General features: G+C 55.0%; 10 protein-coding genes. All 10 read right to left on the bottom strand.

The annotated features are described in order from the left end of the window. Positions 1-719 (bottom strand): 4-hydroxy-tetrahydrodipicolinate reductase (locus tag JW937_06115; protein ID MBN1586984.1); only part of this gene is annotated, 719 nt, incomplete at its 3' end. Further along, positions 704-1,600 (bottom strand): 4-hydroxy-tetrahydrodipicolinate synthase, encoded by an 897-nt coding sequence (locus JW937_06110; protein ID MBN1586983.1) that lies wholly within the window; start codon positions 1,598-1,600, stop codon positions 704-706. The genes JW937_06110 and JW937_06115, both read right to left, overlap by 16 nt. 168 nt (positions 1,601-1,768) lie before the next feature. Further along, positions 1,769-3,334 carry a diaminopimelate decarboxylase gene (gene lysA / locus JW937_06105; protein ID MBN1586982.1) on the bottom strand — a complete coding sequence of 522 codons (1,566 nt, stop codon included), beginning with the start codon at positions 3,332-3,334 and terminating at the stop codon, positions 1,769-1,771. 19 nt (positions 3,335-3,353) lie between these two features. Continuing rightward, positions 3,354-4,733 carry an argininosuccinate lyase gene (gene argH, locus JW937_06100; GenBank protein MBN1586981.1) on the bottom strand — a complete coding sequence of 460 codons (1,380 nt, stop codon included), beginning with the start codon at positions 4,731-4,733 and terminating at the stop codon, positions 3,354-3,356. Beyond that, positions 4,723-5,901: an argininosuccinate synthase gene (locus tag JW937_06095; protein MBN1586980.1), complete on the bottom strand. Its 1,179-nt coding sequence runs from the start codon at positions 5,899-5,901 to the stop codon at positions 4,723-4,725. Before JW937_06095 ends, argH begins: the two co-directional genes overlap by 11 nt. Positions 5,902-5,911: 10 nt before the next feature. Then, positions 5,912-6,841, bottom strand: a complete 930-nt coding sequence (gene argF / locus JW937_06090) for an ornithine carbamoyltransferase (protein ID MBN1586979.1) — start codon at positions 6,839-6,841, stop codon at positions 5,912-5,914. Continuing rightward, positions 6,841-8,034: an aspartate aminotransferase family protein gene (locus JW937_06085; GenBank protein MBN1586978.1), complete on the bottom strand. Its 1,194-nt coding sequence runs from the start codon at positions 8,032-8,034 to the stop codon at positions 6,841-6,843. The genes argF and JW937_06085 overlap by 1 nt, the downstream gene beginning before the upstream one ends. Continuing rightward, positions 8,027-8,899, bottom strand: coding sequence for an acetylglutamate kinase (gene argB, locus JW937_06080; GenBank protein MBN1586977.1), 873 nt, complete (start codon positions 8,897-8,899; stop codon positions 8,027-8,029). Before argB ends, JW937_06085 begins: the two co-directional genes overlap by 8 nt. Further along, positions 8,896-10,128: a bifunctional glutamate N-acetyltransferase/amino-acid acetyltransferase ArgJ gene (gene argJ / locus JW937_06075; GenBank protein ID MBN1586976.1), complete on the bottom strand. Its 1,233-nt coding sequence runs from the start codon at positions 10,126-10,128 to the stop codon at positions 8,896-8,898. The genes argB and argJ overlap by 4 nt, the downstream gene beginning before the upstream one ends. Further along, positions 10,125-11,168: an N-acetyl-gamma-glutamyl-phosphate reductase gene (locus tag JW937_06070; GenBank protein ID MBN1586975.1), complete on the bottom strand. Its 1,044-nt coding sequence runs from the start codon at positions 11,166-11,168 to the stop codon at positions 10,125-10,127. Before JW937_06070 ends, argJ begins: the two co-directional genes overlap by 4 nt. Between the last annotated feature and the right edge of the window lie 116 nt (positions 11,169-11,284).

The following is an 11,284-nucleotide window of genomic DNA, read 5'->3' as shown; positions in this document are numbered from 1 at the left end:
CTGGAACTCGCGCGATGCGTCAGCTCTAAGCGCTCCCCCCCAGTGACAAAACAGACCGTGTGCTCGCCCACAATATCCCCGGCTCGCACCGTGTGAATTCCTATTTCTCCGGCAGGCCTTGGGCCTGTGTGGCCCTGACGGCCGTAAATTGCCACATCGTCCAGACGCACAGCCCGGCCCTCGGCCGCCTTTTCAGCCAAACGCAGGGCAGTGCCGCTCGGCGCATCCACCTTCTTGTTATGATGCGCCTCGATAATTTCGATATCGTATTCAGGCCCCAGTTGAGAGGCGACTTTGCGCACCATCTCAAAAAGCAGGTTCATACCCACACTCATATTGGGTGCCCACACAATGGGAATGCGTTCCGCCGCCTTTTCAATCTGCTTTCTGCCTTCAGCCGCAATCCCAGTAGTCCCGATGACCAGGGGATTCCCGGACTCAGCGCAGACTTGCACAGTCCGGGCTGTGCTCTCCGGAAGAGTGAAGTCAATGAACACGGACTGGCCTTCCGCAGCGTAGCCCGAAGCCGGCTGCAGCTCAATCCCCGCCGCATCCAGACCGGCAAGAACTGCGGCGTCCTTTCCCAAATCCGGATGCCCTTCCCGCTCCAAAGCAGCCCGCACTTCCACACCGGAATCCTCCAAGCTTAGGGCCAAAATGCGCAGGCCCATGCGTCCGGCAGCGCCGTGAATGACGATTGGGGTCAGTTTTTCCGGCATGTCTCACCTATGAGGTTATAAGTCTCCAAAACCTTCTTCAGCGCCTCTTGGTTGGCCCCGGATATCGCAACCATGGGCAAACGCAACTCAGGATCGATCAGTCCCATCATCCCCATGGCCGTCTTAACCGGGCCGGGATTGGTCTCCAAGAACATAGAACGAATTAGCGGCTGCAAGCGGTAGTGCTGCTCGCGCGCCTGCTCCCATTTGCCCTGCGCGCACAAGTGTGTCAAGCGCGCAGTCTCCTTGGGCAGAAGATTGGCAATCACCGAAATCACCCCCACACCCCCAATAGCCATAATCGGCAGGGTCAGGGCATCGTCTCCGGACAACACTTGGATCCGGCCCTTGCTCTCTTCGAGGGTGCGGCTCACCTGGTTTAGATCCCCCGTAGCTTCCTTGACACCCCAAATATTGGGAAAATCCTCAGCCAAGCGCGCTAAGGTCTGAGGCAGCATATTCACGCTGGTACGGCCGGGAATATTGTACGGAACCAGCGGAAACCTCACGGAAGCGGCAATGGCTTTGAAATGCCGATATAGCCCCTCCTGAGAGGGTTTGTTGTAATAAGGACAGATCAAAAGCGCGCCGTCTGCCCCTGCCTTTTCCGCATGCTGCGTGAGCTCCACGGCTTCGGCAGTATTGTTGGACCCCGTGCCGGCCAAGACCTTAACCTTGCCGGCTGCAGCCTCCACCACCGTAGAAATAACCAAGTGGTGTTCTTCATGGCTCAGAGTTGCGGATTCCCCGGTAGTGCCGCAAGGCACAATCCCGTCAGTCCCCTGATCGATATGCCACTTCACCAGCTTCCGCAGCGTGTTTGTATCCACCTCTCCATTCTTGAAGGGGGTTACCAAAGCAACGAGCGAACCCTTAAACATTGCAATCTCCTTTTCAGTCCAGCCGGTCAACCAGAACATTCGGTTTTCAAGTCAACAGCACCACTCTCCGTCATTGCGGGGAGCGAAGCGACCAAGCAATCTTCGTTCCGCAAAAATCCCTTCGCTGCGCTCGGAATGACAAGGTAAGGATCGCAATAACATCAACCACTAGGTCAACTCCAGCGGAATACTCTCTCCCTTGATCAGATCCGGATATTCCTCACGCTCCCGCACAATGTAGTAGTGATCCCCGATAACAAAGACCTCCGCAGGACGCAGTCGTGCATTGTAATTACTTGCCATAGAGAACCCGTACGCGCCGGCCTCGCTGACAACAAGAAAATCCCCCGCTGCAACCGGCGCCATCTCTCTGTCTTGCGCCACAAAATCCCCCGTTTCGCAGACAGGACCGACTACATCCGCAATCTGCAGTTGCATGGCCTCCTCGGGCGGCTGTTTGACCGGAGTAATCCGGTGATACGCCTGGTATAGAGCAGGCCGCATCAGGTCATTCATGCCGATATCCGTGATCACAAATTTCTTGGCCGGCGTTTCCTTCACATACAGAATCTTGCCCGCCAAGACACCTGCAGGCCCCACAATAAAGCGCCCGGGTTCTAAGATCAATTTGACACCCAGCTCCTTGAGTATGGGAATGACTGCCTGGGCCAGTTCCTCGGGAGACCCTTCTGCCCCGTCCCTATAATCAATACCGAGCCCGCCGCCCAGATTCACCCACTCCAGGGGATGTCCCTGCTCCTTGCATTGCTGGATCAACGGCACAACCTTTTGAAGGGCGTCCGCAAAAGGCTGAATCTGTGTAATCTGCGAACCAATGTGCAGATGGACACCGCTGAACTTAATGTTCGCGTATTGATCCCGGTACTGAAACAAATCCTGAACCGTTTGCAGATCCAAACCAAACTTGGTTCCGGCCTTGCCCGTTGTCATGTAGTTATGCGTGCCAGGCTGTACATCCGGGTTAATGCGCAGGCTCACGGAGGCCTTGACACGCATCTTCCCGGCGACTTGGTTAATGAGTTGCAGTTCCTCGATAGATTCCACATTAAAGAGCAAGATCTTGGCGTGCAGAGCTTCCTCAATCTCGGCCGCTGTCTTTCCTACACCGGCAAAGACAATACGGTCTCCTTCCAAGCCCACACGCTGTGCCTTGTAAAGCTCCCCGCCGGAAACAATATCCAAACCTGCACCCGTGTCCGTCAGGGCCTTGAGAACGGCCAAAGAGCCGTTGGCTTTCATGGAATAGCAAATGAGCGGGTTAAGTTCCTGAAAAGCTTCAAAGAAACGCTGGTAGCGCGACATTAACAGGTGATAACTGTAAATATACGTGGGCGTGCCCACGCGCTCCAAGATAGGCGTTATGGCCACGGCCTCACAGTAGAGCTGGCCTTTACGATACCCAAATCCCTCGGGCCTGTCCTGAGGGATTTCCCACACCGCCGGCGAGATTGTCTCTGCAGTCTCCTCCTGAACCTCCTGAACCGCTACTTCGCCCTGTTGAATTTGCCCCTCTGCTTCCTGCCCCCCGGGCGTTTCGGGATCTTCATCGGAAGATTGATTCTCAAGCGCACCCGGCTGGGATTCTTCGGGGCTTCCAGAACTTGAGGATCCTCCCCGGTTCTTCCACCGACGCCTTCCGCGGCGCCGGCGCCGCTTCTGTAGATCCTCGGACCCACCGTCCTGCTGTTCTCTCTGCTCGTTCGGTTCGTTCATTGAAAGCTCCTCGTGAAGGTCACCGGCGGAGACGCTGTTCCCAACGCACCAGACTGGCCCGGACCTTTGCCGGGGCTGTGCTGCCGGGTTGATTGCGCCGCCGGAGGGCTCCTTCAACACTTAATACCTTCGAAATATCCGATTCAAAGGCCCTGGAAAATTTCTGGAGTTCTTTCACGCTGTAAGAGGAGATGGACTTCCCCTGCTCCAGACTATTTGATACCAGGACGCCTACCACTCGATGGGAGTCCGCGAACGCCACTCCCTTAGAGACCAAATACTCCGCCACGTCCGTGGCTAAGAGGCTCTCATCGAGGCACACCTCTTTCAACACCTCCCGGTTCCACCGCAAACCTTTGGCCACACCCGCCAAAATCTGCAAGGCATTCTTGCTCAATTCCACGGATTCAAAGAGCGGCAACTTGTCCCACTGTAAATCCCGATTGTAGGTCAAAGGCAATCCTTTGACCGTCACGGCAAGCGATTGAAAAGCCCCCAGCAAACGCCCGCTCATCCCCCGGATGAGTTCCAAGGAATCCGGGTTTTGCTTTTGAGGCATCATGCTTGAACCTGTGCAATAAGCCTGGTCCAGTGCCGCAAAACCGAACTCACTCGAAACCCAAAGAATCCCGTCCTCACAAAACCGTGACAAATGAAGGCCGAGGATCGAGAGGTCTGCAAGGACTTCCAATACAAAGTCCCTATCGCTCACTGCGTCCATGCTGTTTTCGGAGAGCTTGGCAAATCCCAGAGCTTTGCGCATGAACTCCCGGTCAATCGCTAATGTGGTTCCCGCCAAGGCACCGGACCCCAAAGGCAGCACATCCACCCGTTTGAGTGCATCCTGCAGCCGCCCTTTGTCCCTTTCCAGCATCTCCACATAAGCTAGAAGATGATGCGCCGCCAAGACAGGCTGTGCCCGCTGCAAATGCGTGTATCCGGGCAGGACCGTATCCCCGGATTTCCGGGCCGCACTCACCAGGGCCTTTTGGAGATTCTGCGCATGGACAAGGATCTCCTTGAGCTCGTGCTTCAGATAAAGCCGGGTATCCAAATTCACCTGGTCGTTACGACTCCGGGCGGTATGCAGTTTGTCCGCGACCTTGCCCACCCGGCTTCTGAGCGCCTGATGGATTGCGGTATGCACATCCTCGCAAGCGGAATCCGGCTCAAGTCTTTTCTGATCGAGCGCTTTTGCCAAGGCCTTGAGCCCCTCCACCAGCTTCCTGCCCTCAGCCGCAGTCACCAAACGGCACTTTGCAAGCATGCGGGCATGCGCCATTGAGCCCTCAATATCATAAGCAGCCAGCTTCCAGTCATAGCTAAGACTTTGGGAGAACTGCTCAAAGAGCGCATCCGCCGGTTTTGAGAAACGGCCTCCCCACAATTTACTGCTCATAGGGCAATCCCCATAAGCGGACAAAACCGTCCGCAAGTTTCTGATCAAAGACATCCCCTTCGCCGTAGGTCGCCAACGCTTCCTTATATAGGGAATGTGGGGACTGACGGCCCACCACCTGAACCTTACCCCGGTACAAACGCACCCGCACAACACCCGTCACGTTTTCCTGGGATCTCTCCACAAAGGCATCTAATGCCTCTCTTAGCGGTGAATACCAAAGACCGTAGTAAACGAGCTCCCCGTACTTCACCGAAAGTCCTTGTTTAAAATGCAAAAGCTCCCGGTCCAATACAAGGCGCTCCAGGTCCTGATGCGCTTCCAAGAGAATCGTCGCGCCCGGAGCCTCATAGATCTCCCGGGACTTGATACCCACCAAGCGGCTTTCCACCAAATCCATGCGGCCGATTCCGTGCTTGGCTCCGAGTTTGTTGAGGGTCTGGACCAAGTTCACAGAATCTTCTTTTTTTCCGTCCAAAGAAACCGGCACCCCTTTGGAGAAGCCTATGCTGATCTCCTGCGGCCGGTTGGGCGCGTCCTCGGGGGAACGCGTCCATAAAAAGGCCTCCTCAGGCGGGGCAACCCAAGGATTCTCCAAAATCCCGCACTCAATAGCCACACCCCACAAATTCTCATCAATGCTGTACGGACTTTTCTTGGTAATGTCCAGAGGAATCTTCTGGACCTTCGCAAATTCGATTTCTTGCTCCCGGGTCTTAAACTCCCACTCGCGCACAGGCGCGACAATTTCAAAGCCCTTGCCCAGAGTCCGGATGCCCACCTCAAAACGCACTTGGTCATTGCCCTTGCCTGTGCAGCCGTGCGCCACGGCCTTGGCCCCCCACTGCTTGGCCACGTCCACCAGGGCCTTGGCAATTAACGGCCGGGCCAAAGCAGTGGCTAAAGGATACACACCTTCGTATAACGCATTGGCCTTAAGAGACGGAAAACAAAATTCTTTCACAAAAGCGCGCTTGAGGTCCTTGATGACCACCTTGCTCGCGCCTGCGCCCCTGGCCCGGTCCGCCAAGCTCTTCAAATCACCCGGCTGTCCCACGTCCACTAAGCAGGCAGCAACCTCCCAGCCTCTCAAGGCCAACCACTTCACAATAACTGACGTGTCCAGACCGCCGGAATAGGCCAGAACCACTTTCTTGGATTTTGCCATACTCGATCTCCTACTCTTTATTGCCCAGCCAGGTCATAAAAACGGCCTTCTGAATATGCAACCTGTTTTCCGCCTGATCAAATACACACGAATGGGGCCCTTCCATGATTACGTTATCAACTTCCTCACCGCGGTGCGCAGGCAAGCAGTGCATAAAGACAAAGGAGGGATGCGCGCGTTGAGTAAGCTGCTCATTGATCTGATAGCCCCGGAAATCCCGCCGTCTTCGATCACTCTCTTCCTCATCTCCCATACTAATCCATACATCGGTGTAGACAATCTCCGCATCTCTCAAAGCCTCCGTGGGATCGGAGGTCCAAAGCACCGAACCCCCCGAGGCCTCTGCATTGGCGCGCGCCAGATCCAGAATCTTGCTCGAAGGTTGATAACCCTCAGGCGTGGCTGCCCGCAAATCCATCCCCAATCGCGAGCCCGCCAAAAGCAAGGAATGCAAAACATTATTGCCGTCGCCCACATAGGCAAATTTGCGGCCCTTTATTGATCCGAATTTCTCTTTAACGGTGAGCAGATCGCTGAGCGCCTGGCAGGGATGAAAGCTCTGGCTCAGGGCATTGATCACCGGAACTGTGCCGTGCGCAGCGAACTCCTCCAAGGTAGCGTGTTCAAAAGTCCGCATATAAACACCGTCGACATAGCGCGACATCGTGCGGGCAACATCAGATACAGGCTCCCGCTCTCCGAGCTGAATATTTTCTGGAGCCAGATAAATACTGTGGCCGCCGAGTTGAAAAGCAGCCACCTCCGCAGAGATCCGCGTCCGCACCGAAGGCTTCTGGAAAACCAGCCCCACAGTCTTACCCTTGAGCGCATCCGTTCCCTTGTGCGGATGCTGCTTAAGGTCTTCAGCCAATTCGACCAAATGCGTAATCTGCTCTGCACTGAATTCTTCCAAAGATAGTAGATGTCTTGGATAGTCCATTAGTTTTTAACCTCTGCAAGGGTCTTGTCCAAAATTTTCAGGGCCTTGTCACACTCCGCGCGATTGACCTGCATCGAGGGCATAATCCTTAGCACTGTTTGTTGTGTGCAGTTGATCAGAAGCCCCTGTTTGGCGCAGGATTCCACAATTTCCGCTCCGGGAATATCGAGTTCCATTCCCAGCATCACCCCCAAGCCCCGGATCTCTTTGACGAGGGGGTATTTCTTCTGCAGTATTTCCAGGCCTTGACGCAAGTATTGCCCCATTTTCCTGGCATTGGCCAACAAATTTTCCTTTTGGATGGTCTCGAAGACCGCCAAAGAGGCAGCGCAAACCAAAGGGCTGCCCCCATAGGTACTCGCATGCGTGCCCGGCTGAAGGATTTCCCCATAGGGTGTGGCAGCCACCACCGCCCCAATAGGCACACCATTGCCCAGACTCTTGGCCAAAGTCATCACGTCCGGTTCAACCCCATAATGCTGAAAAGCGAAGAGCTTTCCGGTACGCCCCATTCCGGTCTGCACTTCGTCAAAGATCAGCAGAATTTTATGCTGCGTGCAATAGTCCCTCAACTTCCTTACATAGTCCAGAGAAGCTACGTGAATTCCGCCCTCGCCCTGTACCGGCTCGAGCATCACTGCAACCGTCCGGTCCGTAACCGCTTTCCGGACCGCCTCAAAATCTCCAAAAGGCACGTGCCGGAATCCCCGGACCATCGGGCCAAATCCCTTGGAGTACTCCGGTTGCCCTGTGGCACTCAAGGCAGCAAAGGTCCGGCCGTGGAAAGACTTCTTCATCGTAATAATCTCATAGCGTTCCCCGGTCTGGTCCCCGTAGCGCCGCGCTAATTTGATCGCAGCCTCGGTACTTTCGGCTCCGCTGTTGGAAAAAAAGACTCGTCCCTTAAAACTCTTTTGTACCAGGGTCTTCGCCAATTGGGCCTGCAGGTCCGTGCTGTAATTATTGGAGACATGCAGAAGCCGGGTTGCTTGCTGGCGAATCGCCGCAACCACACGCGGGGCACAATGCCCCAAACCGCTCACACCCCAACCCGGAAAGAAGTCCAGGTATTTCTTTCCGTCTGCATCCCAAACATAGCTCCCCTTGCCGCGCTCCACGACAATCGGCCCCTTCCGGTAATTCGGCATGAGGAAGGCGAGATTCTGTTTGAGAATAGCAGAGGATTTAGACATTGCTATGAACCACCTCGGTTCCGATTCCCCGATCCGTGAAGATCTCCAGGAGAATTGCGTGAGGCAACTTGGCATCCAGAATATGCGCCTTACCCACTCCGCGCTTGAGCGCGTTCAATGCGGACTTCACCTTGGGAATCATTCCGGACTGCACGACCTTTCTTTCCACCAAGTCCTCGATCTCCGCCTCAGTTAAGGTCGATATCAACGAGTCCTCATCCTTGGGGTCCCTCAAAATACCCCGCACATTGGTCAGCAGCACCAGCTTTTCGGCCTTCAAAGCGCGGGCAATTGTCGAGGCCGCATGATCCGCGTTCACATTATAAAGATTCCCGTCCTTGTCCTGTCCTGTGGGAGTAATCACAGGAATTTCCCAATTCATGAGGATCTTTTCCACGGGTGCTGTGTCAACATGGTTGATCTCTCCCACAAAACCCACGTCACCGTGGCCCTGAAGCTGATGCGCCTGAAGAAAGGGAATGTCCCTGCCGGCCAACGTGTGGGCTTTGGCTCCGTTGGAATTGAGATAGGAAACAAGCTGCTTATTGAGATCCGTCAAAACATCCGCAACGAGCTGAGCCGTTTCCTTATCCGTCTTGCGGATCCCATCCACAAACTCGATCTTCTTGCCCGTTTCCCTCATGCGTTCGTTAATAGCAGGCCCCCCGCCATGGACTAACACGGGGTGGATCCCCACAAAACTCATAAAGGCCAGGTCGTCAAGCACAGAATGGGTAATCGCCACATTATCAATGGCACTGCCCCCGTACTTAATAACCATGACCTTGCCCCGGAACTGCCTCAGGTAGGGCAAAGCCTCCAAGAGCGCGTCCGCCTTCCTTATATATTCATCCATTTCGATCATGATCCGTATCTCGTGTTGATCTGAATGTACTCTTCGGTTAGGCCCGTGGTCCAGACCCAATGCCCGGCCTTCCCGGCGTGCAAGTGCACCTCCACAATCAAAGAGTCTTGCTTGAAACAGTCTTTGAGTTCTTTTCGCGTATGTTCCACAGGTTCACCTTTTTCGTACACCAGGGTTAGGCTCTCGGATACCTCTCCCTTGTGATAATGGCCCAGGAATATGTCCAGCTTGTTTGGATTAAAATCGACTCCGGCCGACCCCACAGAGGCGGCAATCCGGCCCCAGTTCGGGTTTGAACCCGTAACCATGGTTTTGACCAGGGGCGAGTTCGCGATTTGATAGGCCGCCTGCCGTGCCGCCTGCGCACTTTTTGCTCCCTCTATCCGGACTTCTAAAAAGCGGCCGCCGCCCTCGCCGTCATCAATCATCATCCTGGCCAAGTCCCGGCACACGGCCTTAAGCCCTTCCAAAAATATCTTATAGTCCTTGCCCTGAGTACAAATGGTCTTGTTCTCCGCAAACTCATTAGCCAAGAGAAAGACCGTGTCATTGGTACTCATATCCCCGTCCACGGTAATCCGGTTAAAGGTCTGCTCCACTGCTTCTGCCAAGGCCTTGCGGCAAAGATCCGCTCGGATCGATGCGTCGGTGGTGAGAAAACAAAGCATGGTCGCCATATTGGGCTGAATCATGCCCGCCCCTTTCGCGATCCCGCCGATCCTCACAGTCTTAGCGCCGAGTTCAAATTCAACGGCGCTCTGCTTGGGATAGGTGTCTGTGGTACAAATCCCGTCAGCGGCCGCCTCACTCCCCAGAGTGTCCAGTGACTGCACCAAAGCGGGGATAGCCCCGCAGATATTTTCCATCGGCATCGGCCGGCCGATCACTCCGGTGGAACACACCAACACCTCGTCCGGAGACAAACCCAAAGCTGCGGCCGCACACTCGGTCATCTTCGCGGCATCGGCAAGGCCCTGTTCTCCGGTACAACAATTGGCATTGCCGCTGTTGGCAATAATGGCCTGGGCTGTGGGAACCTTAAGTTTTTTCTCACTCACCAAAACCGGTGCGGCCTTCACGCGATTTACGGTAAAAACCCCGGCCGCCACTGCAGGCACAGTTGAATAAACCAAGGATAGATCCAAAGCTCCGGAACGTTTGATTCCACCGTGCACTCCAGAGGCTCTAAAACCCATCGGCGCCGTCACTCCTCCGTCAATGCGTTTCATCTGAGCAAACCTTCCGTTTCAGGCCAACCCATCATCCGGTTGAGATTCTGAATTGCCTGGGTAGCAGCTCCCTTGGCCAGATTGTCGATTGCGCTGATGACAACGGCCGTATTTCCGGACTCATCCGCAAAAACTCCGATATCACAGTAGTTCGTATGAGCCACCTGCGCGGTCTCAGGCGCTTCGCCTTTTGCCTTGATTCGCACAAATGGCGCCTGGGCATAGGCCGTTTCATAGAGGGCCTTGAGCTCTGCACTTGTACTGGGCGCCTTCAGGGGGACATAACAGGTTGCCACGATCCCCCGGTTCATGGGAATAAGATGCGGCACAAAGACCAGGCTGGAATCAAAACCCGAAAAATCCTTGAGGGTCTGAAGCATCTCAGGGGTATGCTGGTGAACTGCCACTTTATATGCCTTGAGATTTTCATTAACTTCGGAAAACTGAAGCGCTGCAGCCACCTTCCGCCCCGCACCCGTGACACCGGACTTGGCGTCCACAATCACCGTGCCGCCGCTGTAAAGGTCTGATTTCAGCAAAGGCAAAAGCGCCAGACTCACGGCCGTCGGGTAACAACCCGGGTTAGCTACCAGTTGGGCTTGTTTGAGTTCTTCCCCGCAGTACTCACACAGACCATACACCGCGTTTGCAATGTTTGCGGTGTCCGTGTGCGCGTGCTGATACCACTTTTCATAAACCGGGGCCTCCCTAAGCCGGTAATCCGCGCTCAAGTCCACCACACGAACCCCTGCTTTGAGGAGTCCGGGGACCACGGCCATGGACTGAGTGTGCGGCAAAGCCAAAAGAGCCACATCGCAACTGCCGGCCATACGCTGCGCGTTGAGCCCCTCGCATGCAGGAATCCCGGGCACATCGGCCCATCGCGGCAAACGATTGGCCAAAGAACCCACGTCCTCGCTCGCCGCCACATAGCTGAGTTCCACTCTAGGGTGCTTTAGGAGCCAAGTCAGGACTTCCTCTCCGGTGTAACCGGTGACTCCCGCAATACCCACTTTGGTTTTCTGATAAGAACCACTCATGAAGCACTCCTGAGTATCTGGGGACAGTTTGAGGCATCCCCTATAAAACGGACACCTTAGTTCAGAGACAAGGTTCGTTGTTCAAAACAGTACGGCGATAGATAGCCTAGCGTCTG

The organism is Candidatus Omnitrophota bacterium (assembly GCA_016929445.1).
Lineage (GTDB): Bacteria > Omnitrophota > Gorgyraeia > JAFGIU01 > JAFGIU01 > JAFGIU01.
The sequence above is the reverse complement of the archived record's forward strand: the minus strand, read 5'-3'. Positions and strand labels throughout refer to the sequence as shown.